Annotated in this window: 24 protein-coding genes; 12 read left to right on the top strand and 12 right to left on the bottom strand. The window is 67.5% G+C overall.

Translation table 11 applies throughout. The features are described from left to right. Positions 1–342 precede the first annotated feature (342 nt). From QGN30_RS14135 to QGN30_RS14125, 3 genes are all read left to right on the top strand, one after another. On the top strand, positions 343–1,152 hold the full coding sequence (locus QGN30_RS14135) for a SigB/SigF/SigG family RNA polymerase sigma factor (protein ID WP_036396576.1): 810 nt from the start codon (positions 343–345) through the stop codon (positions 1,150–1,152). A gap of 119 nt (positions 1,153–1,271) precedes the next feature. Then, positions 1,272–1,907 carry a hypothetical protein gene (locus tag QGN30_RS14130; RefSeq protein ID WP_009952420.1) on the top strand — a complete coding sequence of 212 codons (636 nt, stop codon included), beginning with the start codon at positions 1,272–1,274 and terminating at the stop codon, positions 1,905–1,907. Between the two features lie 41 nt (positions 1,908–1,948). Beyond that, on the top strand, positions 1,949–2,407 hold the full coding sequence (locus tag QGN30_RS14125) for a DUF2231 domain-containing protein (protein ID WP_009952417.1): 459 nt from the start codon (positions 1,949–1,951) through the stop codon (positions 2,405–2,407). Here the strand turns inward: QGN30_RS14125 and QGN30_RS14120 are convergent. Continuing rightward, complete coding sequence (locus tag QGN30_RS14120; protein WP_014380224.1) at positions 2,404–3,528, bottom strand: class I SAM-dependent methyltransferase; 1,125 nt, start codon at positions 3,526–3,528, stop codon at positions 2,404–2,406. The two genes, QGN30_RS14125 and QGN30_RS14120, sit on opposite strands and share 4 nt — an antisense overlap. A gap of 313 nt (positions 3,529–3,841) precedes the next feature. Further along, a complete protein-coding gene (locus QGN30_RS14115; protein WP_014382661.1) occupies positions 3,842–4,318 on the bottom strand; it encodes a nitroreductase family deazaflavin-dependent oxidoreductase in 477 nt (158 codons plus the stop codon). A 138-nt stretch (positions 4,319–4,456) separates the two neighbouring features. On the opposite strand from QGN30_RS14115, the gene QGN30_RS14110 reads away from it, so the two are divergent. From QGN30_RS14110 to QGN30_RS14080, 7 genes are all read left to right on the top strand, one after another. Continuing rightward, complete coding sequence (locus QGN30_RS14110; RefSeq protein ID WP_014382662.1) at positions 4,457–5,155, top strand: TetR/AcrR family transcriptional regulator; 699 nt, start codon at positions 4,457–4,459, stop codon at positions 5,153–5,155. A 20-nt stretch (positions 5,156–5,175) separates the two neighbouring features. After that, positions 5,176–6,399, top strand: coding sequence for a cytochrome P450 (locus tag QGN30_RS14105; protein WP_014382663.1), 1,224 nt, complete (start codon positions 5,176–5,178; stop codon positions 6,397–6,399). Beyond that, positions 6,393–7,352 (top strand): SDR family oxidoreductase, encoded by a 960-nt coding sequence (locus tag QGN30_RS14100; protein WP_248923107.1) that lies wholly within the window; start codon positions 6,393–6,395, stop codon positions 7,350–7,352. Before QGN30_RS14105 ends, QGN30_RS14100 begins: the two co-directional genes overlap by 7 nt. A gap of 27 nt (positions 7,353–7,379) precedes the next feature. Beyond that, positions 7,380–8,552: an amidohydrolase family protein gene (locus QGN30_RS14095; protein ID WP_248923680.1), complete on the top strand. Its 1,173-nt coding sequence runs from the start codon at positions 7,380–7,382 to the stop codon at positions 8,550–8,552. Next, entirely contained in the window at positions 8,549–9,784 is a 1,236-nt protein-coding gene (locus tag QGN30_RS14090; protein ID WP_248923108.1) for a M24 family metallopeptidase, read from the top strand. The genes QGN30_RS14095 and QGN30_RS14090 overlap by 4 nt, the downstream gene beginning before the upstream one ends. Further along, a complete protein-coding gene (locus tag QGN30_RS14085; protein WP_248923109.1) occupies positions 9,774–10,892 on the top strand; it encodes a M24 family metallopeptidase in 1,119 nt (372 codons plus the stop codon). Before QGN30_RS14090 ends, QGN30_RS14085 begins: the two co-directional genes overlap by 11 nt. 153 nt (positions 10,893–11,045) lie before the next feature. Next, positions 11,046–12,410 carry an HNH endonuclease signature motif containing protein gene (locus QGN30_RS14080; RefSeq protein WP_248923110.1) on the top strand — a complete coding sequence of 455 codons (1,365 nt, stop codon included), beginning with the start codon at positions 11,046–11,048 and terminating at the stop codon, positions 12,408–12,410. 2 nt (positions 12,411–12,412) lie between these two features. Here the strand turns inward: QGN30_RS14080 and QGN30_RS14075 are convergent, their stop codons facing one another. The 7 genes from QGN30_RS14075 to QGN30_RS14045 all read right to left on the bottom strand — a co-directional run bounded on the left by QGN30_RS14075 (position 12,413) and on the right by QGN30_RS14045 (position 20,795). Further along, the gene (locus tag QGN30_RS14075) at positions 12,413–13,672 is read right to left on the bottom strand and encodes a hypothetical protein (RefSeq protein ID WP_248921350.1); all 1,260 of its coding nucleotides are present in this window, start codon (positions 13,670–13,672) and stop codon (positions 12,413–12,415) included. A gap of 19 nt (positions 13,673–13,691) precedes the next feature. Next, the gene (locus QGN30_RS14070) at positions 13,692–14,453 is read right to left on the bottom strand and encodes an SDR family NAD(P)-dependent oxidoreductase (protein ID WP_248923681.1); all 762 of its coding nucleotides are present in this window, start codon (positions 14,451–14,453) and stop codon (positions 13,692–13,694) included. Next, positions 14,453–16,801, bottom strand: a complete 2,349-nt coding sequence (locus QGN30_RS14065; RefSeq protein ID WP_248923111.1) for a CaiB/BaiF CoA transferase family protein — start codon at positions 16,799–16,801, stop codon at positions 14,453–14,455. The genes QGN30_RS14070 and QGN30_RS14065 overlap by 1 nt, the downstream gene beginning before the upstream one ends. A gap of 19 nt (positions 16,802–16,820) precedes the next feature. After that, positions 16,821–17,789 carry an enoyl-CoA hydratase/isomerase family protein gene (locus tag QGN30_RS14060; RefSeq protein WP_009952401.1) on the bottom strand — a complete coding sequence of 323 codons (969 nt, stop codon included), beginning with the start codon at positions 17,787–17,789 and terminating at the stop codon, positions 16,821–16,823. Positions 17,790–17,822: 33 nt separating this feature from the next. Next, complete coding sequence (locus QGN30_RS14055; protein WP_008257146.1) at positions 17,823–18,659, bottom strand: mycofactocin-coupled SDR family oxidoreductase; 837 nt, start codon at positions 18,657–18,659, stop codon at positions 17,823–17,825. Beyond that, positions 18,656–19,861: a cytochrome P450 gene (locus QGN30_RS14050; protein ID WP_014382673.1), complete on the bottom strand. Its 1,206-nt coding sequence runs from the start codon at positions 19,859–19,861 to the stop codon at positions 18,656–18,658. The genes QGN30_RS14055 and QGN30_RS14050 overlap by 4 nt, the downstream gene beginning before the upstream one ends. Before the next feature lie 250 nt (positions 19,862–20,111). Next, entirely contained in the window at positions 20,112–20,795 is a 684-nt protein-coding gene (locus QGN30_RS14045; protein ID WP_095763260.1) for a TetR/AcrR family transcriptional regulator, read from the bottom strand. 153 nt (positions 20,796–20,948) lie between these two features. Here QGN30_RS14045 and QGN30_RS14040 point away from each other — a divergent pair, with 153 nt between their 5' ends. Both QGN30_RS14040 and QGN30_RS14035 read left to right on the top strand, forming a co-directional pair. Then, entirely contained in the window at positions 20,949–21,554 is a 606-nt protein-coding gene (locus tag QGN30_RS14040) for a SecDF P1 head subdomain-containing protein (protein ID WP_225346204.1), read from the top strand. Next, complete coding sequence (locus QGN30_RS14035; RefSeq protein WP_136245459.1) at positions 21,551–22,390, top strand: sugar phosphate isomerase/epimerase family protein; 840 nt, start codon at positions 21,551–21,553, stop codon at positions 22,388–22,390. Before QGN30_RS14040 ends, QGN30_RS14035 begins: the two co-directional genes overlap by 4 nt. Here the strand turns inward: QGN30_RS14035 and QGN30_RS14030 are convergent. Genes QGN30_RS14030 through QGN30_RS14020 form a run of 3 tightly spaced genes read right to left on the bottom strand, consistent with a single transcriptional unit; the run spans position 22,378 to position 26,243 of the window. Beyond that, complete coding sequence (locus tag QGN30_RS14030) at positions 22,378–23,382, bottom strand: Gfo/Idh/MocA family protein (RefSeq protein ID WP_014382677.1); 1,005 nt, start codon at positions 23,380–23,382, stop codon at positions 22,378–22,380. The genes QGN30_RS14035 and QGN30_RS14030 overlap by 13 nt on opposite strands. Then, positions 23,379–24,611: an FAD-dependent oxidoreductase gene (locus QGN30_RS14025; protein ID WP_014382678.1), complete on the bottom strand. Its 1,233-nt coding sequence runs from the start codon at positions 24,609–24,611 to the stop codon at positions 23,379–23,381. Before QGN30_RS14025 ends, QGN30_RS14030 begins: the two co-directional genes overlap by 4 nt. Positions 24,612–24,641: 30 nt before the next feature. Beyond that, positions 24,642–26,243, bottom strand: coding sequence for an arylsulfatase (locus QGN30_RS14020; protein ID WP_026071373.1), 1,602 nt, complete (start codon positions 26,241–26,243; stop codon positions 24,642–24,644). Positions 26,244–26,297 lie beyond the last annotated feature (54 nt).

Here is a 26,297-nt window from a genome sequence, read left to right as displayed (position 1 = left end):
CACCGGAACGGGTCGCCGTGCGATGCGCGGGGGCGTATAGTCTCCAATGAAGTCCGCTTCTGGACATGTCGCCGTTTAGCTCAAAGCGGCCAGTTAGCCCCAATGGCTACTGAGCTTGGTACTGACTCCGGCGATCACACACCCCGAGAGTCATTCCCCGTTGGTAGCGCGTGTGCGGTGGGTAATCGACAAGTCCCGCGGATCAGGATGCAGTGGAGGCGACCGTGCGGGATTCCCGCGATGTCTTTCTGCATAGACTCAGGAAAGTGAGTCAGCAATGCAAACTTGTTCTCGCGCAGGTGTTTACACGATTCATCGAGTGAACACAAGGTGCGCGGCACGATGACCCACACGATTGCCCCAACCCGTCCCGCTCCGGCGCCCGCCAGACAATCCGACGATTCATACGACGACGTAGTCGACATGTTCGTGGCGCTGCATCGCATGCCGGCCGAGTCGCACGAGTACGCCCGCCAGCGCGAATACATCGTCGCCCGCTGCCTGCCGCTGGCCGACCACGTGGCCAGCCACTTCGCCCGCCGGGGCGAGGGTCTCGAGGACTTGATTCAGGTCGCGCGCCTGGGCTTGATGAACGCCGTCAACCGGTTCGACCCTGCGAAGGGCCCCAGCTTCATCGGTTTCGCCGTCCCCACCATGATGGGCGAGGTCCGGCGTTATTTCCGCGACTACAGCTGGGGGATGCGTGTCCCGCGGCGGTTGCGCGAACTGCACGTGCAGATCAGCAGGGCGACCGCCGATCTCGCCCAGCAGCTCGGGCGCGCGCCCAACGCGGGCGAACTGTCGCAGATGCTCGAGGTTCCGCGGGAGGAGATCGTCGAATGCCTCGTCGCCGGCGATGCCTACCGGCTCGATTCCCTCGACGCACCGCTGGGCGCCGATAGTTCCGGAACGCCGCGCTCGGTGGCCGACTCGGTGGGCGACATCGATCCGCAGATCGAGCACATCACCAACCGCGAGGCGCTGCGGGCCCTCGTTGCCACCCTGCCGCCACGCGAACGCGACGTCTTGCGTATGCGGTTCTTCGAATCGATGACGCAAAGCCAGATCGCGGAGCGGATCGGGGTGTCGCAGATGCAGGTCTCGCGCATCCTGGCAAACACGCTGCGCTGCCTGCGCGACCAACTCGAGTAGCCCGTCCGGCACCCAGTAAATTGCTCCGCAGCGTCCCCCGCCGCGGAGCAATGTACTGTGCGATTCGAAGGACGGGCCCGACGTTGTCGCCGGGAAGACCTGGAAGGGAGCTCGATGCGATGAGGATTTCACGAGCGCTGATCGCGGGTGTCGCGGCGACGACGGCACTGGCGGTGTCGGTGGCCGGCTGCGGCAACAACAAGTCGCAACCATCGACGTCGAAGACCGGATCCCCCACCTCGGCAACCTCGGCCCCCAGCGGCGCCAGCTCGGCGCCGCCGTCGTCGGCAGGACCCGCACAGCCCAACGATTACGCCAGGCTGCTCATCCAGGCCAGCGACATCAGCGCGCCGGTTCCCTTCGCCGCCGCTCCCCCGACCAGCAATCCCAACGGGAAGCCGGGCGTCGAAACGACCTTCAAGGACGACGACGGCAGCCATGCCATCAAGGTCACCATCGCCGTCTACGACGATCCCGAGGCGGCGACCAACGCGTTGAACGCGGCCAAGGGCCAGCAGGGCGGCGTCGTCAAAGATCCGACCACGCAACCGTCGAACGTCGGGACCGGCGGAACGATGCTGATGGGAAACGCACCCGACCGCAGTAAGGGTGTGGTGATCCTGCTCTTCACCGAGGGGCGGGCGCTTGCCACGCTGCAGTTCGACGGCCCGACCGACACGCTGGCCCCGCCAGATTTCGTCAGCGATGTCGGCCAGAAGCAAGACGCGGCCATCAAGAAGGGCCTCGGCGGCTAGGCGCCGCGCAGACCCGAGCGGACCGCGGCCGAGGGGACGCCATGAACGTCATCAACGGGATGCCGGCTCACGCGCTGTTGCTGCATTTCGTGTTGGTGCTCGTTCCGCTGACCGCCGCGCTGGAGATCGTGTGCGGATTGTGGCCGGCCGCCCGGCGCGGGCAACTGATGTGGCTCACGCTGATCCTCGCGGCGGTCACGTTGGTGTTGACGCCCATCACCATCGACGCTGGAGCGTGGCTCTACGACCGCCAGGCCAACCCCAGCCCGATCCTGCGCGAACACGCCGCGCGGGGCGGCGTCATGACCTACTTCTCGGCCGCGCTGCTGGTGGTCGCCGTACTGCTCGTCGCGCTCCGAATCGTGGAACGCCGATCCGATCGGCGCCGCGTGGTACTCCACGTCGTCGTCGCGATCGTGGTGCTCGCGACCGGCATCGCGTCGACCCTGCAGATTTACCGCGTGGGCGACGCCGGCGCCCACGCCGTCTGGGGCGGCTAGACGAACTCGTTGTGGTCTGCGGGGCGGCGTCGATCGAGTTTGCCCAGCCCGGTGATTTCCAGGCTGACCGACTTGCGTTGCCCGGCAGCGCCCAGCATGAAAAGCATGTCGGCGATCGGCGCGCCCAGCCAAAATCGCCAAAACCTTTTGCGGAAAATCGTCCACGCGTAGCTGCCGCCGCCGATCGTCCAATGCAGGGCCATCGTGATGAGGTAGTAGACAGCGCGTTTCGGGCGCGCGGTCACCATCTCGAGGTTCATCTCCCACGCTTCGAGGCCCCAAGCGCGGTAGTGCCATTGCAACTCGTACTTGCTCTGGAATTCGTAAAATGCCAGCATTTCGCCGTTGGTGACTAGGTATTCGTCAAAGACAAGGATCGATCCCTCGACGAAGCGGTCCTTGCAGGTTTCCAGCGCGTGCAGGCAACTCTCATACGTATCCAGATCCATGTGAAAAAGCCGGATGGCAGCGCCCGGTCGCTCGGCCAGAAACGGGGCCAGCGTCTCGTAGGTGCTTCCCCTGATGAACTCCACCTTGCGGCCGAGCGCGTCGGGAACCCCGTCGTGCAAGCTGACTCCGGTGTCCCGGAGGAAACGTCTGGCCACCGGGTCCGCCAGGGAGAAGGCGCCGCGCTTGATGACGGTGTGGTCGTCGATCGGCCAGTCCTCGACGAGGCCCGAGAAGGTGTCGAATCCGTACACCGTGCGGCCTGACGCGTCTGAGATGAGCCGCGTCGACCAGCCGGCCCAGACGCCCAGGTCGAGTAGCAATTCGTCGGGGTGATCGGCGCTTGGTGGCGCCAGGCGCGAGGCCTCCCACAACAGCGTGTGGCCCCCGATCTTGCACTGACGCAGTTCGGCGAGCGTGCGACCGATAAACGAACGATAGGCATCGTCATAAACTTCGATGTCCCGCGCATACAAATTGGGGATATACCGATCCCGGCCCTTATAGACCACGCGCGCGCACACAAGCGACAGAAGAATCAGGGCGACCCCGATGAGCAGAACGGGCCTGAAGTAGCACGCCGCAAACACAATGCATGCGATGCCGATAAGAATCGCTTTCCATATGCGGTGAAGCCCCGTCCGATCCACGGTTCGCGTGTCGATTGCGACCACCGGTCAGCCTCCCGATTTCTCGTCCGGATTAGACATCCCGCGGCCAATTTCGTCAAGAGCCGACGTTGCGGTGCCCGCGCCGCGCGTTGCTAGCAGGGCGTTTAAGCAATAAGCGGCCGCGCGGGATCCGGCGCGAGGCGACCGCACACCGAGGTCCGCTTTCGGAATCGGCTAACGGTTTTGACGGAGCGAAATTCGCCGGCGGCGGCGCATCGAATTGGCATTCGACGGACCGTCCGATGCCCTCTCCCGCCGGCCCTCGTGACCGCTGCCGGCTAAAAATGTCGGCGATTAACTAGGGTCTCCGGCCAGCTCAGGTAAGCGGCGCCAGAAGAAACAGCCGGAATTGGCGCCGGCCGGCAAGACCTTGGGCCACCCGATAGTTCGGCCAATGGTCCAGCACCGCGCCCCACGCCTCGTCGCGCTCCGCGCCGGTGAGCAGCTGCACCCTCGCCACGAACCGTTGGCCACGCCGGCGCACGGTGACGCGTTGTGCCGCTTTGAGATTCGCCGACCACGACGGGTGACGGTCGCGCCCCCAGTTCGATCCGACCAGCAAGAGCCCCCCGCGAAAGGGGACATACTGCACCGTCGCGCCACGGGCCAGACCCGTCTTGCGGCCCGAGGTCGTGATTTGCACGTTGGGCAGCCCGACGAGGTCCAGGACGCCGATGCGCCCGCTCGTCATGAACCGAAGCAGCGACTCGAAGCGTTCGACGATCGGCGGTCCGCTGCGCAGGAGCAACCGGTAGACGGTCGGGTTGTGGGCCAACCGCCGCAGCGGATTCATGCGGTGACTGTAATCGCGGCGCGCCGCGGCCGGGCATCAGCTCGGTGAACTATCCCCGACCACCCCGGGTTTCGGGTCGCTGCGCCCGATTCCACGGTCCCGCAACTAAATAAATTGCTTGATTTAACAAGGCGGCCAGTGTTCACTGAGGCGATGACCGCCGAGCGGATCGCTCGTTCCGAAAGGTCGACGGGAACCCGAGAGGCGCTCTTGTCGGCCGCCGAGGTGTTGTTCGCCGAACGCGGAATGTATGCCGTGTCGAACCGGCAGATCAGCGAGGCGGCGGGGCAGGGCAACAACGCCGCGGCGTGCTACCACTTCGGGACCCGGGTCGACCTGCTGCGCGCGATCGAAGCCAAGCACCGCGAGCCGATCGAGGAGCTGCGCGCGCACATGCTGGCCGCGGTCGGCGACTCCGCCGAGCTGCGGGACTGGGTGGGCGCACTGGTGCGCCCACTGACCGATCACCTGTCCGCGCTGGGGACCCCGACCTGGTATGCGCGGTTCGCCGCCCAGGCGATGGCCGATCCCACGTACCGCCACGTGGTCACCAAGGACGCCCTGGCATCGCCGTTACTGGTGCAGACGCTCGACGGCATCGACCGCTGTCTCCCCGAGCTACCCAAGCGCGTGCGTGCCGAGCGAATGGTGATGGTGCGCAATCTGCTGATGCACACCTGCGCCGAGCACGAAGGCGCGCTGGCCGAGCACGGGCCGCGATCCCGTTCAGCCTGGCCGGTCGCCGCCGAAGGGCTGATCGACGCGATCGTCGGCCTGTGGCGCGCGCCCGTCCACGTGGCCGCGGCCGGCGGCCCGACATCACCGACAACCGCGTAGGCCGAACACCGAGGAGCACGATGACCGAAGGATCCACCGCCACCGATATCCCGGAGTTTCCGATGACGCGGGCGCCGGGGTGCCCGTTCGCGCCGCCTCCGAAGGTATTGGAGCTCAACGCCGGCAAGCAGCTGAGCAGGGTGCGGATCTGGGACGGCAGCACGCCGTGGCTCATCCACGGCTACGACGCGATCCGCGCGCTGTTCACCGACTCCCGCACCAGTGTCGATGACCGCCTGCCCGGTTATCCGCACTGGAACGAGGGCATGCTGGCCACGGTGCACAAGCGCCCCCGTTCGGTGTTCACCTCCGACGCCGAGGAGCACACCCGGTTTCGCCGGATGCTGTCGAAACCGTTCACCTTCAAGCGGGTTGAAGCGCTGCGGCCGGCGGTGCAGAAGATCACCGACGACCACATCGACGCCCTGTTGGCCGGGCCGAAGCCGGGCGACGTCGTCAGCACCCTCTCGCTGCCGGTGCCCTCGCTGGTCATCAGCGAACTGCTGGGCGTGCCGTACGAGGACGCGGAGTTCTTCCAGACCCAGGCCCAGCGCGGCATGGGCCGCTACGCGACCGAGGAGGACACCGCCCAGGGCGCCGCCTCGCTGGCCAAGTATCTGGCCAACCTGGTTCGGATGAAAATGCAAAGCCCCTCAGAGGATTTGGTGTCCGACCTCGCCGAGCGGGTCAACGCCGACGAGATCAGCGTGCGCGAGGCCGCGCAATTGGCCACCGGTGTGCTCATCGCGGGCCATGAGACCACCGCGAACATGATCAGCCTGAGCATCGCCGCGTTGCTCGAGCACCCCGATCAGCGGGCGCTGCTGCGCGACACCGATGACCCGAAGGTCATCGCCACCGCGGTCGAGGAGCTGATGCGCTACCTGAGCATCATCCAGACCGGACAGCGGCGAATCGCCGTCGAGGACATCGAGATCGGCGGCGAGACGATCCGCGCCGGCGATGGCATCATCCTCGACGTCGCCCCGGCGAATTGGGATGAGCGCCAGTTCCCCAACCCGGACCGCCTCGACCTGCTCCGCGAAGACGGGCCGCATGTCGGGTTCGGCTACGGTCGCCACCAGTGCGTGGGCCAGCAGCTGGCCCGCATGGAATTGCAGATCGTTCTGCCCACTCTGCTGCGCCGCGTCCCCACGCTGCGGCTCGCCGTCCCGCTGGATGAGCTTCCGTTCAAGCACGACGCGTTGGCCTACGGCCTCTACGAGCTGCCTGTGACATGGTGAAACCCGATCTCGCGCTGAGTGTTCCCGATCTGCGGGGCAGGTTCGCCGTCGTGACCGGGGCCAACAGCGGTTTGGGCTTCGGCCTGGCGAAGCGGCTGGCCGCCGCGGGTGCCGACGTGGTGATGGCCGTCCGCGACCGGGTCAAGGGCGAACGGGCGGTCGCCGACATCCGCCGGGACGCACCGCAGGCCAAGCTCACCACCGGGCAACTCGACCTGTCGTCGCTGGAAAGCGTGGCGGCGCTGGGTGAACAGCTCACCGCCGAGGGCCGCCCGATCGACGTCCTGATCAACAACGCCGGCGTCATGACGCCGCCGCAGCGGCAGCAGACCCGCGACGGTTTCGAATTGCAGTTCGGGACAAATCATCTGGGGCACTTTGCGTTGACCGGTCGGCTGCTCTCGTTGCTGAGGGCGGCGGAATCCGCGCGGGTGGTCACGGTCAGCAGCCTCGCCGCGACCCAGGGCAAGCTCGACTTCGGCGACGTCAATGCGCAACAGGGTTATAAACCCATGCATTCGTACGGGGTCGCCAAATTGGCGCAACTGATGTTCGCCGTCGAATTGGATCGGCGCAGCCGTCGGGGCGGGTGGGGGTTGATGTCCAACGCCGCCCACCCGGGTTTGACCAAGACCAACCTGCTCAGCGGCGCCTCGTACGGCCGCGCCAAGCCGACGTTGCAGGCGCGTTTGACGCAGCTGACCTGGCGCGTGATGCCGTTCATGTGGCTCGACGTCGACGAAGGCATCAAGCCGACCCTCTACGCCGCGGTGTCCCCGGATGCGCAGGGCGGTAAGTACTACGGGCCGCGCGGTTTCTACGAAACGGTCAGGGGTGGGGTCACTTTCGCTCGAGTTCCCCGGTTGGCGCGCAGCGAAGCCGACATGCGACAGCTGTGGCAGCTTTCCGAAGAGCTCAGTGGCGTCACGTACCCCGACCCAGGCGCACAATGATGAGTGATTCCCGAGGAAGGGACGATGATGTCCAGCCCAGCCCCAACCCTCTACCCCGAGGGCGTGATCGGTGCGCCCAAGGACCGTCGCGGCCACGCCGCGGAGTTCAGCACCGGCCTGCCGGCCGGCACCGAGGTCTTCTCCGCCGACAATCACATCTCGGTGGCCGACGACATCTTCTACGAGCGCTTCCCCGACGAGCTCAAGGATCAGGCGCCGCGGATCTGGTATGAGGACGGCGCGTATCTACTCGGCCCGCCCGGACAGTCGATGGTGGTCGGCGACTTCAGCGCGGTGCTCATGCAGTACGACGACCTCGCCGGGGCGGCCACCAACAACGTCGAGGCCCGGGTTCGTGAGCTCGCCGAAGACGGCGTCGACAAGGAGCTGGCGTTCCCGAATGCGGTGCTCGCGCTGTTCCACCATCCCGACCACGCCATCCGCGAGCGGATCTTCCGCGTTTACAACGAGCACATCGCCGAGGTCCAGGAACGCTCGAACGGGCACTGTTACGGCGTCGGATTGATCAACTGGTGGGATCCAGCCGGCGCCCGCCGCACGCTCAGCGAGCTGAAGTCGTTGGGGCTCACCACGTTTCTGATGCCGATCAGCCCGGGCAACGACCGCGCTGGCCGGCCCATCGATTACTCCAGCGCCGAGATGAGCGCGGTGTGGGACGAGATCGAAGAGGCCGGCCTGCCCGTCACGCACCACATCGGCGAAAGTCAGCCCAAGTTCCCCAGCGAGGTCAACAGCGTGGCGGTGGCCATGATGGTCAACATCGACTCGTTCCGAGAGATGTTCTCCAAGTACATCTTCGGCGGCATCCTCGACCGGCATCCGGGGCTGCGGGTCGGCTGGTTCGAGGGTGGGATCGCCTGGGTGCCGACGGCGCTGCAGGACGCCGAGCACGTGCTGGCCTCGTATCGGCACATGCTGGCCCACCAGCCCAAGCGTGACGTCCGCGATTACTGGGACACGCACATGTGCGCCTCGTTCATGGTCGATCCGCTCGGGCTGCGGCAGATCGACGAGATCGGCATCGACAAGGTGATGTGGTCGTCGGACTATCCCCACAACGAAAGCACTTTCGGCTATTCGGAGCGATCGCTGGCCGCCGTGGTCGACGCCGTCGGTCCCGAGGATGCCGTGCGCGTTGTCGGCGGGAACATCAAGAAATTCCTGGGGATCTCCTTATGACGAACTCGGCGAGCGCCGTCGGCTCGGTGCTCGACATCCCCGACGAGCCGGATTGGGCGCGCATGCGCGCGGAGACCGGCGCGCGGTTGCGCGCGGCGATGGCCGAGCACGGCGTCGACGCGCTGATCCTGCTGCTGAACGGCTACGTCGGCTACGCCACGGGGGCGAGCTGGCCGCTGCTGGATGCGGGGCTGTCACACGTGGAGCGCCCCATCGCCGTCGTGCTCGCCGACGACGTGCATCCGCACCTCTTCATGCCCTTCCGCAGCGGAGCGTCCACCGAAGCGCCGGTGCCCGACGACCACCTGCACGGCCCCGCCTACCTCGAATTCGACCACGGCGTCGAGGATTTCGCGCGGCGGCTGGCCGGGATCGTCCCACCGGGAGCCCGCGTCGCCGTCGACGAACTCACCGGGGCGATGCGGCGGGCGGCGCCCAGGCTTTTCCCGGCCGGCCCGCCGACGGACGCGGCCCTCGTGGTCGGCGCCGCGCAGTTGGTGAAGACCCGCGACGAATTGTCCTGCCTGCGCAGGGCGGCCCGCATCACCGAACAGGCCATCGTCGATGTGCAGCGCGCGTTGGTGCCGGGGGTGCGCCAGATCGACCTGTCGGCCACCTTCGTCCGTCGCGCATTCGAACTGGGCGCGACCACCAACATGCTGGAGGCGATCTGGCAGGTGATGCCGAGGTCCCGGGAGGCCGGCGTGTGGACGACACACGGGGATCTCGCGCTGCCGCTGCTACCCACCGCTCGTGAACTGGCGGCCGGCGATGTGTTGTGGACCGACATCAGCATCACCTACCACGGATACTGCTCCGACTTCGGCCGAACCTGGGTGGTCGGCGAACGGCCGACGCCGCGGCAGCAGGACCAGTTCCGGCAGTGGCGTACCGTCCTGGACGCCGTGTTGGCGGTGACCAAAGCCGGTGCGACGTCGGGTGACTTGGCGCGCGCGGCGATCGCGGCCAACGGTGGCCGCAAGCCGTGGCTGCCGCATTTCTATCTCGGCCACGGCATCGGCACCTACCCCGCCGAGGCGCCGATGATCGGAACGGATCTCGGCGAGGAATTCGACGACAACTTCGTCTTTCCGCCCGGCATGGTGCTGGTCTTGGAACCGGTCATGTGGGAGGACGGCACGGGAGGCTATCGCAGTGAGGAGATCGTGGTGATCACCGAGGACGGCTACGTGCCGATCACCGACTACCCCTACACCCCCTATGGCGACTGAAGTTCTGCCCGACCCCGGGGCGTTGAGATCCGGGCGGCGGGAACGGGCGCTGGCCCAGATGGACGAGCACGGTCTGGACATCCTGGTGCTCGGGCGGCAGGCCAACATTCGGTACGTCACCGGCGCGCCGCAGCTGTGGATCGCCGGGACACGGCCGTTCGGTCCGATGTGTGTGCTGGTGCGTGCCACTCAAGACATCTACCTCAACAGCACCGACGATGAGGGGGTCCCGGAGGAGATCGACCACGATCACCTCTACGGACTGGCCTGGAATCCTATGACGCTCATCGACGTGCTGAAGAAGGTCGACGGCGCGGAGTCGGCGAGGCGGGTCGGAACCGACGCGATCACACCGACTTTCGCGGCGCTGCTGCCCGAGGCGTTCCCCAACGCCGAACTGGTCGACGCCGAGCCGGCAATGCGCGCGGCGCGGCGCATCAAGACGCCCGACGAAATCGCCGCGATGGGGGCGGCCCTTCGTGTCGCCGAACGCGGGCTCGCCTCTGCCCTGGCCGAATTGGCGCCGGGCGCGTCGGAGCGGACCCTGGCGGGGGTGATGATGGAGGCGATGGCTGCCGGCGGGGTGAGCACGCCGGCCACCCAGGACGCCGCGTGGGTGACGTCGCGGGAACAGCCGTGGCGCCGCGCGTCTGCGCACGAGATCCGGTCGGGCGATCTCGTCGCGTTCGCCGCCGGTGCGCTCGCGGACGGCTACGTCGCGGAGGTGGGACGCACGTGGCCGGCCGGCAATGTTGTCAGCGGCGAGGCGCGCGAGCTCTTCGCCCGCTCGAACGCGTTGTACGACAAGATGCTTGCCGCCTGTCGCCCCGGCGCGCCCACCAGAGATCTGCTGGCCGCCTATGAGGCGGTCGGTGAGCCGATACCGCCGATGCCGGTCGCACACGGGCTGGGGTTGGGTTTCGACCCGCCCGTCGTGTCCGCTGCGCTGCTGGCCGCGGGAGAACACGACCAACTCGAGGCGGGCATGGTGTTGGCCATCACCGGCTACGTGTGGCGGCAGGGCGTCGGCGCGGTGTTCCGACGCGACACCGTCCACATCACCGAGGACGGCGTCGATGTGCTGACCGGCAGTCCTGCTTGGGCTTAGGCGAGCCTGCGATTGCGGGCGCCCTTCCCCGCCCCGCGGGCGAGGGCGCGATTACGGATATCGAAAACGTATATCGAAATTCCTTGTGTCACTGTGGTTTCAGTGGTCACAATCCCGGGTTTTCTGTCGGTGGCCGTTCCTACACTTTGGGGCATGGGTTCGAGCAGTCGGGATGAGATCGTCGAGGTCTTCGACGCGATCGATGCCGACCTGGACCGGTTGTGCGCGTCGTCCTTTGAGGTGTTCACCACCCCGGAACGGTTGCGCACGCTCGAGCGCATCGAACGCGTTGCGCGCCGGCTGCGCGCCCCCCAGCATGAGTTGATCAATCAGCTGCGCGCCCAGGCCACCACGACAGAACTCGGTGGCACCCTGCGTTGTGCGCTGGCCGATCGGTTACGCATCACTAAGTCCGAGGCCGGCCGCCGGGTGGACGAAGCCGCTGATCTCGGGGAACGTCAGGCGTTGACCGGGGAGGTGTTGGCCCCCACCTTGAGCGCCACAGCGGCCGCCCAACGCCAAGGATTGATCGGCGACGGACACGTGCGGGTCATCCGCGGTTTCTTTGCCAACCTGCCGTCCGGGGTCGACCCGTGCATCCACGAGCACGCCGACCAAGATTTGGCGCAGCAGGCCCGCGGCTTTCGCCCCGATGAGTTGCAGAAATACGCCCACCGGCTGATGGGCTGGATCAACCCCGACGGCAAACTTAAAGACGGCGAGCGTGCCCGCAAGCGCGGCATCACCATTGGCGCCCAGCAATACGACGGCATGTCACCCATCCGCGGCTATCTGACCCCCGAGGCGCGCGCCACCTTCGAACCCGTGCTGGCCAAGCTGGGCGCCCCCGGCGCCTGCAATCCTGACGACGAGGTTCCGTTCATCGATGAGGTTCCCGATGACGATGCAGTGCGCCGTGACTTGCGTACCCCAGCCCAGCGCAATCACGACGGTCTGCTCGTCGGGCTGCGCGCCCTGCTGGCCTCCGGGGAGTTGGGGTGCCACAACGGCCTACCCGTGTCGGTCGTGGTCTCCACCAGCCTGCAGGAGCTAGAAGCCGCGGCAGGTAAAGGTATCACCGGCGGGGGCTCGTTGGTGCCGATGTCGGATCTGATCCGCATGGCCAGCCACGCCCACCACTATTTGGCGATCTTCGATCGCGGCAGGGCTCTGTCGTTACACCACACCAAGCGGCTGGCCTCTCCCGCTCAGCGAATCATGTTGTACGCCAAGGACCGGGGCTGCACGAAACCGGGCTGTGACGCGCCGGCGTATCACAGCCAGGTCCACCACGTGAGCGGCTGGACCACCACGCATCGCACCGACATCGACGACCTCGCCCTGGCCTGCGGACCGGATAACCGGCTAGCCGAAAAGGGTTGGACCACCCGCAAAAACGCCCGCGGCGACACCGAATGGCTCCCACCGGCCCACCTCGACCACGGACAACCCCGCACCAACGCCTTCCATCACCCCGAACGATTCCTGAATTACGACGAAGATGACGACCCGGTTTGACGCTAAGGCAGCACGTCATCGAGTAGGTCCCCCACGCGATGACGTTGCCACGCGCTCAGCAGGTTCGAGAGCATCTGCAGCGGCGCGCGCACGCCTTCGTCGTCCCGGATGCGCGGATCCTTCCGGGTGCCGGGCACGGTGTCGAATCGCTTGCGGATCAAGGCCGGCACGTCCAGCAGCCAGGCGACCCCCATGGCGGCCGCGTAGAGCAGCATGTGCCGACGCAACCGGCCAGCCTCGAGCTGCGGACCGCCGCAGCGCTCGTATTCCGTGACGAACAGTTGCAGCAGATCGTCGAGATGGGTGTCCCACATGTCGGTCTCGGCGCCGGACATCGCTCCCCACAGCGCCATGCCGAGGTTCATCTGGCCGACGCATCCCCAGTCCATCAGGCCGCAGTGCAACGTGCCGCCGGTGTCGCGCCAGAACCACGCGTTGTCGATGTTGGCGTTCCAGTGGCACAGCGCGACATAGTCGGAGTCGTCAGCCAATTGGTGTGCGATCGCCTGCTCGTGAAGCGCCACGCGCGGCGCGTCGTCGCGCAGGCGGGCCAGGAATTCCGGTGAGCAGGCATTCGCCGGCAGCAGCCCAGGATACGTTTGCGCGAATTCGGCGAGCTGGCTCACCCGCCGGTCCAGCTTCTCCGCGGACAGCGGCGCGCGTTCGCCCACCGTCGCGGCCCGCACGTCCAACGGAAAGTGAGCGGTCAATTCCGCGGGCAGCCGACCGGAGCGATGCGTGCCGGCGAGGCGCGCAAGCGCGGTCAGCAGCGCTCGGTAGTGCCCTAGGGGCTCGGGCATCTCGTAGTCGAGGCACTTGTGGTATTGACGCTCGATTCCGTTGCCGCCGAATTTGATTCGCTCGGTGACCAGCAGGCCGGTGCCGGTGGGGCGGTGGTAGTCGGCGAACTGCGGGCACGGTACGGCGATCGGGAATTCCGGGGCGCGGGACAGCGAGGCGAAGCGCACCTCGGGCTCCATCTGTGTCTTTCCGCGGTCGCGCACCGGATTGTCGAGATCGCGGGAGAACTTCACGAACAGCTCGGTGTGCAGATCGGGTGCGGCACGGTCGTATTCGACCGACAGCACCACCTTGCGTCCCGTGCTGCCGCCGCTGATCTCGCGGTAGTCGCTGATGCGAACGACGCTGTTGTCAGCGAGGACGCCCGAAGCCCGAAAGGCCTTCGTAAGGAACGCAGTTCCACCGCTGAGCAGGGTCGCGGGGTCCGCCGGGATCGGCAATCCGTACTGATCACCGACCACCCAATGCGAACTCACACCGCTACCAGGTCTGCTCGGCCGCGCGCACCAGCATGTGGTTCACCGCCACCCGGCGATCGCGGGTCACCATGAACAGGACCGCGTCGGCGATGTCCTCCGGCCGCAGCATGACCATGCCCGACGTCTGCTTTTCGAAGGCCTCCCGCGAGGATTCGGCCAGGTGGCTGAAGATCTCGGTATCCACCGTTCCCGGGCCCACCACGCCGACGCGCACCCGCTTGCCGAGCACCTCTTGGCGGATGCCTTCGCTGAACGCGTTGACCCCGAACTTGGTGAGCGAATACACGGCGGTGTTCGGCCGGGCCACCCACCCGGCGGTGGAGCTGATGGTCACCAGGTCCGCCACGCCGCGTGGCGAGTCGGCGGCGGCGTCGATCAGGTGTGGCAGCGCCGCGCGGGTCGCGTAGAGGACGCCCTGCACGTTGACGGCCACCATGTTGTCCCAGTCCTGCAGCGGCGCTTCGGTCGCGGGCGCCGATTGCATCAGGCCGGCGTTGTTCACCAGGGTGTCGAGCCGTCCGAACTCCGCGATTGTGCTCCCCACGGCGGCCGCGACCTGATCGGCGTCCGTGACGTCGGCCGTGACGACGAGCGCTGTGCCACCGGCGGATTCGATCTCGCCTTTCAGCTCCGCCAGCCGGTCGGCGCGGCGCGCGAGGAGAGCCACCGCCGCTCCCTCGGCGGCCAGCGCTTTGGCCGTCGCCGCTCCGATGCCACTGCTGGCGCCCGTCACCAGGGCCGCGGTGTGCGCCAATGTCGTCATCATCCGCCCGTCGGTTGGGTGCGCAGTATCTGGTGTAGAACGTAGTCGGTGTCCTCGCCCAGATCCGGCGCACCGCGCGCGATCCGCGCGGGGTTGTGCGCCATCCGCCAGGACGGTCCCAGCACCGGTCGCTGGCCTTCGCGATGGTCCGAAACGAAACGATACAGCTCGCGGTCCCAGAGTTGTTGATCGCCAACCACATCCATGGCGGTGGCGCTCTTGGTGGCCGGGACTCCCGCCGCCCGTAGCCGGTGCGCGAGTTGCTCGGCATCGAGCTGGCGGGTCAGCGCGGCGAGATCGGCGTCGAGGGCCTCGGCGTGCCGCTGCCGGTCGTCTGGGGTGGCGTAGCGGGGGTCGCCGGCCAGCGCGGCGGCACCGAGCACTCCGCACAACCGCTGCCATTCGGTGTCATCGGCGACGGCCACGCTGATCCACGAGCCCGCCGCGCACGGGTAGCAGCCGTGCGGGCACAGGTCGGGGTGGTGGTTGCCGTCGGGCCCGCGTCGTCGCCCGGTGAGGCTGTGTTCCAGCAGGCAGTCCCCGATCATCGAGGAGAGGGTTTCGACGGCCGACACGTCGACGAATTGCCCTGCGCCGCTGAGCTCGCGGTGCAGCAGCGCCACCACGGCGGCGTAGGCGGCCGCCGCGCCGACCGTGGAATCCCCGTAGCGCATGCTGGTTCCGAGCGGCGGTCCACCGGGGTAGCCGACCAGCGGTGCGAGCCCGGCGAGCGCGGCGAAGCACGGCGCGTAGCCGGTCTGATGACCTAGCGGTCCGTCGTTGCCCCACATTTTGATCGACACCGAGATGATGTCGGGTTTGATCTCGGTGAGCTGCTGATACCCGAGGCCCTGGCGCTCCATCGCGCCCGGCCGCAGGTTGTTGATGACGATATCGCTGCGGGCGATCAGCTCCCGCAGTTGCGCCATGCCCTCGGCGGACTTGATGTCGATGTCCACGCTGAGGATCTCGGGGTTGATGCTGAGAAAGAACGGGGCGTGGTTGATGTCGGTGCCGCCGTAGGCGCGCATCTCCTCGGGCAGCGCCGCGGTTTCTACCTTGATCACCTCGGCGCCCAACAGCGCCAACAGCTTGCCGGCATACGGACCGGCCCACACCTTGGTGAGCTCGACGACGCGCACCCCCTGCAGGGGGCCACCGCGCGGTGCCCTCGGCGGCTTGAGCTGCGCCGCCTTCGCCGCCGGTGGAGCGTGGGGGACGTCGAGTCCACCGAGGACCGACGCGGTGTGCTGACCGAGAGTGGGCGCCGCAGAGACGATTTCCGCCGGGGTCGCACCGAACCGGTACGGCACCGTGGGGTACGCCGCGTCACCCAACACGGGGTGGCTGACGGTGGAAAAGAAGCCGCGGTGGACGTACTGGGGCGCGCGGTGCAGGTCGGCGGCCTCGTTGACCGGCACCAGGGGCACACCGAGTCGCTGCGCCTCGTCGGCCGCCGTCTCCTTGGACAGGTCGCGGACCCACGCCGCGAATCCCCGCTGGAACGCCGCGACCTTGTCCGGGGTCACGGAGAACTCCAGCCAGTCGTCGTCGAAGTCGTCGAGCCAGTCCAGGCACCCCATCAGCTGTTTGACGCCGAGCCAGTGGGCGCGGCTGGTCATGTACAGATAGACGAAGCCGTCGGCGCAGGCGAAGAACGACGCGGGGCCCTGCTGGTCGTAGTCGTCGCGCGTGCCGAGGGCGGGGACTTCGCCGGTGACCAGGCGCCCCAGAATGCAATCGGCACGCGAGACCAGCACGGCCTGCTGCGAGACGTCGACGGCCTCGCCCCCGCCGGAGTGCAGGCGCCCGAACAACGCCGCCGCGACGCACAGCGCCGCCTCCAGCCCCGCCTCGTAGTCGGCCAGGAACCGGCCGGGCCCCCGCAGCGGCGGCCTGGTCGGGTCCGGATGGCTGGGGGTATGGTAGCCCCAGCCGCTGGCGTGGAACACGTTGATGCTCTTCGCATTCGCGTACTCGGCCGGGGCGTTCTCACCGAATGGCGTGATCGAGCAGAACACCACGCCCGGGTGCCGCTGCGTCCCATCGGTGGCGCCGTCGTCGATGACCGCGTCGGCGCCGCCGATGAGCCGATCCAGGCTCTCGGCGCCGGCTCGCGAGGTCGCATCGAGAACCACGGAGCGCTTGTTCGTGTTGAGGTAGGCGAACAATGCGCTGCCCTCGCAGCCCTCAGCGAGGCGGGGCGCCATGGCCCTGGTCGGGCTGCCGCGCCCGGGCGCCTCGACCTTGATCACCTCGGCACCGAAGTCGGCCAGCAACTTTCCGCAATACTCCCCCGCGACGGATCCCGCCAGCTCGATGACCCTGAAGGCCGTCAGCGCCGACATGTGCGCCCTCGCAAGGCGGTCAGGGCTTCGCGCGCCCGGAGCGGCTCAGTCGCCATTCCGGCGGGAAGTTCATGTCGTTGTCCTTGACCACGTTGTTGAGGCCCTTCTCGAAGGTGCCCGCGGTGAGGTCGACCTCCTGCGCGTCGTTGGCGATCATCGGCAGCATGCCCTCGACCATGCCGGTCAGCAGGCTGCCGAAGTACTCACCCTTGTGCTGCTTGTAGAGCTCCAGGAAGGTCTTCTGGACGGCAACGGTGTCGGTCGGGCGGGCCTTCGAGCACGCGAGCGCGTACTTGAGGGTCTCGTCTTCCAGCTTGTCGCGGGGCACCACGCTGTTGACGAAGCCGCAGTCGTACATCTCCTTGGCGCTGAACGGCCTTCCGGTGAACAGCATTTCGGAGAACTTGCGCAGTCCCATCGTCTCGGCCCACCACCACAGCCGGGGACCCCAGCCCACGTAGCGGAACGCCGGGTGGCCGAACAGTGCGTCGTCGGAGGAGATCACCAGGTCGGCGTCGCCGGCCTGGTAGAAGTGCCAGCCGTAGCAGTAGCCCTTGGCCTCGATGATGCTGATCTTCCGAAGCTCTTGCAGCGGCCGGTTTCCGGCGCGCGCCTTGGCGTAGAAGTCGGTGACGGTGGACAGGTAGCGGTAGGAGCCGCCGGGCGGGTACTTGACGTCGTCGTCGTTGATCGCGAGCTCGTGCAGCAGCGGCATGCCCGGGTTCTCCAGCATCCCGCGCTGTTCGGGCAGGTCGCCGCCGCTGCCGAAATCCTCACCCTCGCCGCGGATCACGACCACCTTGACGTCGTCGTCCACGTTGCACTTGTGAATCAGATCGGCGTAGTTCTGCCGCATTCCCAGCGTGGTGGAGTTCTGCGCGTCGGGGCGGTCGAAGGTGATGTAGGCGATGCGGTTCTTCTTGTCCTTTTCGAACTTGATGTACTGCTCGGCTTCCTTCTTCATTTCTTCATAGTCGTATTCGGGCATAGTCTTCTTCCTTCAGTTGAATGTTGTTAACGCTTACTTGAGCAGAGCGCCCGCGTCGACAGGTAGCGAAACGCCTGTGATGTAACGAGATTCGTCCGAGGCGAGGAACAGGACGGCGTTGCTGATGTCGACCGCTTCGACCCACGGTACTGGCAACGTGTGCATCATTTGCGAGAACGGCGCGAAATCGTCCGGCCCGGGATTCTCCAGGTCGGGCCGAAACAACCGGAACGTCACCTCATTGATCGTCATCGGGGTGTTTACCTGGCTCGGGTGTACCGAGTTGACCCGAATACTGTGCTCCCCCAACTCGACCGCGAAGGCCCGCATCAGGCCCAGCACGCCATGCTTTGCGGCGATGTAGTGGCCGGTGTGGGCCATGGCCTTGTGCGATCCGACGGAACCGGTCAGCACGACCGAACCGCCGCGCCCGCCGGCGATGATATGTGGCACACCGACTTTGACGGTGTGCCAGACGCCGGAGAGGTTCACGTCGATCATGTCGCGCCAGATGTTCTCGCGGATCTTGTGCAGCTTGTTGCCGAACGTGCCGATGCCCGCGTTGGCGACGATGATGTCGAGGCGGCCGAGTTGTTCCACCCCGCTGTCCACGGCCGCCTTCAGCGCGTCGTAGTCGCGGACGTCGACCTGCGCGGTCACGATGCGCCGGTCGAGAGCCTTGACCAGGTCGGCGGTTTCGTCGAGGTCTTCCGGCGTCGAGTGGGGATACGCCAGGTTCTCGATCGGCCCGCAGACGTCGATCGCGATGATGTCGGCGCCCTCTTGCGCCAGGCGCACGGCATGGCTGCGGCCCTGGCCGCGGGCCGCACCGCTGATGAACGCTACCTTCCCTTCTACCCGGCCCGTCATCGTGACACCAGCGCCGGCATGCATTCCCAGCCCCGCACCGTGGAGGTCGGGCTGAGCGTGGCTTTGCTCAAATCGACCTCCCACTCGGGGAATCGCTTGAGGATCTCCTCCAGCGCCACGCGGCCCTCCAGGCGTGCCAGCGCCGAACCCAGGCAGAAGTGCGTGCCCATGCTGAAGGTGAGGTGCGGGCGGACGGCGCGATGGATGTTGAATTCGCCCGCGTCGGGCCCGAATTGGGCCTCGTCGCGGCACGCCGATCCGATGAGCATCATCATCACGCTGCCTTCGGGCACCGTTTGGTCGTGCACCGTGACGTCGCGGGTCACGTATCGGGACACGTGCGGGGCCGGCGGCTCGTAGCGCAACAGCTCTTCGATCGCCTGCGGGATGAGCGCGGGGTTCTCGACGAGGTCGCGGCGCTGGTCGGGGTGCTCGGCGAGAACCTTTCCGGACCAACCGATCAGCCGTGTGGTCGTTTCGTTACCCGCCCCGGCGACGACGTTGAGGTACACGAGGATCTCTTCGCGACTGAGGTGCCGGTTCACACCCTTTTCATCGACGAACTCGACGTTGAGGAGTTCGGTCATGATGTCGTCGGACGGATGCTCCGCGCGCCAGTCGATGTAGGCCTCGAACTGCTCGCCGACCGACAGGCCGCGCTGGGCCGCGTCCATCGGCTTGCCGGCCTCCGTGCGCAGCTGCGCGTTGCCCCGGTCGCGGATGTACTCCTGGTCGTCTTCCGGAATGCCGAGCAACATGCTGATGACCTTCATCGGCATCTGCGCGCCCAGGTCGGTGACGAAGTCGAAGTGTCCCGAGCCCACCAGCGGGTCCAGGAGCGCGGCGCAGAAGTCGCGGATCATCGGCTCGAGCGCGGCGATCCTGCGCGGGGTGAACATTCGCGACAGCAGTTTGCGGTGCACGTCGTGAATCGGCGGGTCCTCGAAGATTAACATGCCCGGCGGGATTTCGAGGTTGGCCTTGATCAGCTCCAGGATCGCGCCGCGCGCGGAGCTGTACGTCTCGTGATCGACGAGCGCCTTGCTGACGTCGGCGTAGCGGCTCACCGCGTAGAAGTCGAACTCGGCGTTGTAATACAGCGGCGCCTCGTCGCGCAATCGCGCGAACATCGGATACGGGTCCGCGATCAGCCCGACGTCGTATGGATCGAAACGAACATGGCTGTCGGTGCTCGCCGTCACGAAACCCCTCCTACCGCTGCAGTTTTGGATACCCGCATTACCCGCACCAGGGCTCGCGCTGCCAGCGTTGCAGCGTTGGATTCGGTCCGGGGCAATTTACACACTCCGCTTAATTGCGTCGCTGCGACATGTGCACAAGTTCGGCTGAAAACGGCGCATGAACGTCGACTCACTCTATTGTCGTAGAGAACCATACTGCGGGTGCTCTGGCAAGGGTCGGAAGTCCGCGCGCCGGATTCGGTCGGGGCTGTCATCGGGGTCCGGGCGCCCCGCTGCGCAGCACCCGCAGACCGCCCGCCTGGGTGAGCCGACCCTTGTCCGAACTGCGCAATATTCCGGCCGCGATCGCCGACAGCACCCCGTCGAGCTGCTCGGCACTGTCGACGATCCGGTCGCCGTGGGCGAACCGCTGCAGCAGGCCGTTGATGAACGTCAGCGTGACGTTGCTCAGATCCTCGACGACGGCCGGGTCCAGTTCCGCGCCGTGCGGCATGAGCTGTACGAGGATTTCCCGGTGCAGCTTGGTGAACTCGTCGGTGGCCTGCTGCAGGATCGCGGCGAGCGCGGGATCGCGGGTGGCCTGCATGGTCAGCTCGTATCGGGCCCTGGTCCGGTACAGCTGCGGGTCGCTGCCGGCCTGGATGACGACCTGCGACAACCGCGAGGGTGTGGGAGCCTCACCGCCGGCGTCGGAGCTGTCCGCGATCGCCTGCAGTTCGGCGAGGTCAAGCTCGGCCGAACGTTCCGCGACGGCCCGCAGCAGCGCCGAGCGGGTGCGGAAATAGAACGACGTCGTGCCGTCCGGCACACCCGCTTTGCGGTCCACCTTCAAATGGCTCAGCCCTTTGGCCCCGTCATCGGCCAACAATCGAATCGCCGCATCGCATAGATCGCGGCGGCGCTCGGCGGGATTAGGCTTTCGTCGTCTATCCATTGTTATTCAGGATCAAGACACTATTCTATATTCGTAGTGTCGGTAAAGGAAGCCATATTTCCCGCCGCGACGGCGCCGCGCCGCACGCCGCCAAACAAACTGCGGTGCAAGAGTTCCGGGGATTCGTCGGCTACCTGAGTAGAGTGTGTTTCGATGAGCCCCCGTCGAGTTCGCGTGATCAATGCCGTTGCCCGGCTTGGGTCCATCGGTCTGGTTGCCGCGCTGGCCGGTGGCTGCCACCAGGCGCACAAGCCCGCGCCACCCAGCCCGCCGACCACCAGCACGTCCGCCCCGTCTGCCGCGCCGCCCGCGCCGGCGCCGATTGTGAAGGTGGCGCCGCTGCCCGTTCGGCCGGTGACGAAGTCACACCCGACGACGCCCGCCACCAAGTGCCCCGACATGGGTCCGAACGTCCCGGTGGCCCCGACCGACCCCCTCAACACGTGCGACCTCGCCCGGGCCAACGTGTACACCCTGGGCCCGGAAACCATGCAGCTCGGGCTGATACACGTGGACCCGCCCCAGGCCCTCACGGCGGATTTTTACCAGGTGACCCTGGTGCTCGACCCGCCGTCGGCGGCGGCGTGGGCGTCGTTCACCGCCGAGCACGTCAAAGACCACGTGGCCTTCATCCGGGACAATCTGGTGCTGGAAGCACCGATCATCGAGGAACAGGTCACCTCCGGACGGATCGTGCTGACCACCCAAACGGCCGAGGGCGCAGCGCAATTGGCCCAGCTGGCGGGTCGTCCCGCGTGACCGCGCCGGGGCGTCCCGATCGCCTCGCGCTCGGCATGCTCAGCGTGTTCGGCCTTCCCCCAATCGAGTTCGTGGAGCTGGCCGCGGAACTAGGCTGCCCCCGCATCTCGGCCGCCATCCAGGGCATGCCGCTGGTGCCACTCGGCTACCCTGCCTTCTCCCTCAAGGACGACGCCGCGCTCAGGAAGGATCTGCTCGCCGCGATGGACGATCGCGGCGTAACCATCTCGCTCGGCGACGGATTCCTCGTGCGCCCCGGCGCCGACGTGGACGCGCTGCGGCCCGACCTCGACGTGATGGCCGAACTCGGCGTCCCGCGGATCAACGTGGTGAGCCTCGACCCCGACCTTCCGCGCACCCTCGACCAGTTCGCGGCGCTGACCGAACTTGCCGCCCAGCGCGGCATCGGTGCCGTCGTGGAACCGGTGCCCGGACTGACCATCGGTGACCTCCCCGCCGGCCTGGCCGCCGCGGAATACGTTGGGCGAAGCGAATTCCGGCTGCTGGTCGACACCATGCACCTGATGCGCTCGGGTTCCGGGGCGAGCGAGCTGGCGGCCGTCGACCCCGGGCGCATCGGCTATGCCCAACTCAACGACACGACGCTGCGGCCGCGCATGGACAACTACCTGGAGGAGGCCATGTTCGAGCGCCTGGTGCCCGGCGAGGGCGACCTGCCCCTGCGCGACATCCTGGCCGCGCTGCCCGCCGACATCGTCATCGAGATCGAGGTCCCGCAACGATCTTTGGCGCTGGCCGGGGTGAGCCCGATCGAACGGCTGCGCCCCTGCGTCGAGGCGGCACGCCGGCTGCTGGCCGGCGTTCAGACCGGATAGCGCAGCGGAAGACCGGCGGCCGAATAGATCGCGTCGATCACGGTCATGTTGTCGATCGCGTCGTGCGGGGTCGTCTTGATCGGCGCGCCGCGCAGCACCGCCGCGGCGAAGGCATCCAGCTGATAGGCGTAGGAGGCGCGGCGGCCGAAGTGTTCGGTGCGTCTGCCCTTCGCCGACCGGACCGAGAGGCGGTGAAATGCCTGCGGCATCACGGGATTCACGATGCGCAACTCGCCGCGTTCACCGATCACCCGGGCGCTGATCTGCAGTAAGCGCGGCGACCACATCGAGCAGCGCACCCGGCCGGTGTGGCCGGCCGGAAACCGCAGCTCGGCCGTCATGGCCCGGTCGACGCGCGCGTCACGCAACGTGGCGCGAGCGGACACGACTTCCGGGGACCGGCCGCCGAACGTGCGCGCCATATGAACCGCGTAGCAGCCGGCATCCATGGTCGCACCGCCGGCGAGCGAGTAGTCGTAGCGGATGTCGGAGAACTTCGGCAGCGGGAAGCACAGCGCCGCCTCCACGCGTTCGAGCGTGCCCAACTCCCCGGAGGCGATGATGTCCTCGGCCCGCAGGGTCAGCGGGTGGTAGCGATAATGAAAGGCCTCCATCACCACGCGATCCGATCCGTCCGCCAGTTCGGCGATCTCGCGGGCCTCGATCGCGTTGGCGGTGAACGGCTTTTCGCACAGCACGTGCTTGTCCGCGGCCAGCGCCGCCCTGGTCCACCGACCGTGCAGACCATTGGGCAGCGGGTTGTAGATCGCGTCGATGCCCGGGTCGGCAATCAGCGCGTCATAATCGCCGTGCACGGTCGCGATGCCGTGTTGCGCGGCGAAGGCCCGCGCGCGGGTCACGTCGCGGGCGGCCACGGCGGCGACGACGACGTCCGTATTCTCCTTGGCGGGGTTGATCAACGCCATCGGCGCAATGCGCGCCGCCCCCAAAATGCCGATGCGCAACGGGTTTTCGCGCTTTGGCGGCGTCATGGTGCCGCACCGGGCGGCCGGCGGGCGAAGCCCGGCGCATGCTCGGGCCGGATCCCCACTCCGACGAAGTAGGCCGGCACCACCGAGAGCCACGGCAGTCGCCGGACGACGCCGAGAACCCATCGCGGCGGGGCGGGATCCGCGCCGCGAAACACCGCCCGCACAAGCGCGGCCTGCAGCACGCGCTGGCCCGCCTGGGTCAAAACGGTGGCAACGGCGCGGCGGCGGCGCACAGCGGCCAGGTCGCGGCCCGTGACCCGATGCCGGCGCAGCGGTTCGGCCAGCAGGGTGGCGGCCGCGACGGCGTCCTGGATCGCCAGGTTGATGCCGACGCCGCCGAGCGGGGACATCGCGTGCGCGGCGTCGCCGATGCACAGCAACCCGTCGGTGTGCCAGCGGCGCAGCCGATTCACGCGCACGTCGAGGTGCTTGACCTCGTCCATGGATTCGAGCGCCGCCACCGACTCGGGCATGTCGGGCAGCAGCGCACCCACGTCGCGGCGGAAGGCCTCGACCCCCCGCGCGCGCAACTGGGCGTCGCCGCCCTTGGGCCCCAGGTAGGCGATCTGGTTGTAACCCTCGCGCGGGATGACGGCCAGCGCCTTGCCCGACCCGATGCGCGGCAGGAACGAGTGGTCCGCGGCGCCGTCGCGTGGCAGCTTGAACCACCACACGTCGAAGTTCACCGGGTATTCGTGGGCGGTGAGTCCGGCCTCCTGCCGCACGATCGACCAGCGGCCGTCGCAGGCCACCGTCAACTCGGCCCTGAGTTCGCCCGGCCCGTCGGGTCCGTCGTAGCGCACGCCCACGACCCGGCCGCCGTCGCGCAGCAGGCCGGTGACCTCGCTGCGCATCCGCAGGGTGAAACTCGGTTCGGCCCGGGCCGCCTCGGCGAGCAGGTTGAGCAGGTCCCATTGCGGGACCATGGCGATGTAGCGATGGGGTTGGCGGAGCCGTTCGAGGTCGAGGTAGGTGACCGAGTGCCCGTTGGATTCGAAGGTGCCCCGGCGGAGTTTGCTGAACGGCAATCGCGCGAACCGCTCCCCCAGGCCCAGCTCGTCGAGCAGCCGCAGCGTCGTGGGATGCACGGTGTCGCCGCGAAAATCGCGCAGGAAGTCACCGTGCTTTTCCAGCAGGGTGACCTCGACACCGGCCCGGGCCAGCAACAGCCCGAGGACCATTCCCGCCGGGCCACCGCCGACGACCGCGCAGGTGGTTGTTTCGACCATCAACGCCCCAGCATAGGTGGCGACCGCTCGCTAGAGTTCGGTGTCGAACACGGAGACGGGTTCGAGGATCACGCCGGTTTCTTCGACGTAGCGGTCCCACAGCGCCACCAGCTCGGCCAGCTTGTCGGGATGCGACGCGGCCAGGTCGTGAATCTCGCCGGGATCGGAAGCCAAATCATAGAGCTGCCAGTCACCCGGGCCGTACGGCGCCGGCAGGTGCAGTGCCTTCCAGTCCCCCTGCCGGATGGCTCGGCGGCCGAACAATTCCCAGCCGGTTCCGGTGTCCGCGTCGTGCACGGTCTCCGCGGCGCCGGTCAGATACTCCACCAGCGAGCGGCCGCGCATGGGGGCCACCTCGCGGCCGCGGTAGGACGTGCCCGGGTGCGCGACGCCGGCCAGCTCCAGCAGGGTTGGCGCGACGTCCATCACGGTGCTGAACGCGGTGCCGATCTGTTGTTGCCGCGCGAATCCCGGCCAGGTGACAAAACCCGTCACCCGGATGCCGCCCTGGGTGGTGAACGCCTTGTGCAGTCGCGACGGCGCGGTGGCCGCCTGCGCCCAGCGCGGCCCGTACCAGATGAAGGACGTGGGCCGGCCGAGGTTGTCGAGGCTGTTGTCGCAATGCTTTTCGATCTGCGCGGCGATCTCGGCGCCGCGCAGCGGCATCGCCTCCACGATCGCGCCCTCGGCGCCGTTGTCGGACAGGAAGATCACCACGGTGTCGTCGAGTTCGCCGCTGGCCGTCAGGTAGTCGATCACCCTGCCGACGTTGTAATCCATCCGGTCCACCATCCCGGCGTAGACCTCCATGCTGCGGGCCGAGCGCGCACGCTGCTCGTCGGTCATGTCGGCCCACTCGGGCGCGCCGTCGGCCACCACCGGGTGCGCGGTGACGTCGGGCGGGCAGAGACCGAGCCGCTTGAGGGCGGCCAGTCGCTCCTCGCGCAGCGCGTCCGGTCCGTCGTCGTAGCGGCCGCGGTATTTCGCGACGGATTCGTCGGGCGCCTGCAGCGGCCAGTGCGGCGCTTGGAACGGCAGGTAGGCGAAGAACGGACGGTCGTCGTCGGCCGCGCGCTCGTCCAGGTACCGCAGCAGGGTGCCGGTGTAGGAGTCCGACGAGTAGAAGTCGTCGCCGACGGTGACGAACTTGTCGTCCTCGGTGTAAAGCGTTGGCACCGGCGAAAACCCGCGCGCGCCCGCTCCCCCGTAGTGGCTGGCACCGGCGGGCAGCAGCGCGAACGAGCGCTCGAAGCCGCGTGCCCACGGCGACCTGTCGATCGTGGCGCCCAGATGCCATTTGCCCGACATCAGCGTCAGATATCCGGCGTCGCGCAGGAGTTCGGGCAGCGCGACGACCCGGTCGTTCAGGTAGCCCTCGTAGCCGGGGGCGCCGCGAAATCCCGGGGACGCGACTTCGAGCATCGTGCCGATGCCGGCGATGTGATGGTCGGTCCCGGTCAACAGCATCGCCCGGGTTGGCGAGCACGCCGGCGCCGAATGGAAATCGGTGAGCCGGATCCCGGAGTAGGCCAGCCGATCGAGGTTGGGTGTTTCGATCTCGCCGCCGAAGGCGCCGATGTCGGAAAACCCGAGGTCGTCCGCGACGATTACGAGGAAGTTGGGGCGCTTCACGCTCAAGCATCCTGCCAGGTCGGTGCTCACGGTGTAATGCCGCCGCACCGCCGA

It is taken from the genome of Mycobacterium sp. 3-98 (assembly GCF_035918355.1).
GTDB classification, from domain to species: domain Bacteria; phylum Actinomycetota; class Actinomycetes; order Mycobacteriales; family Mycobacteriaceae; genus Mycobacterium; species Mycobacterium intracellulare.
This window is presented reverse-complemented; position numbering and strand designations above follow the sequence as displayed.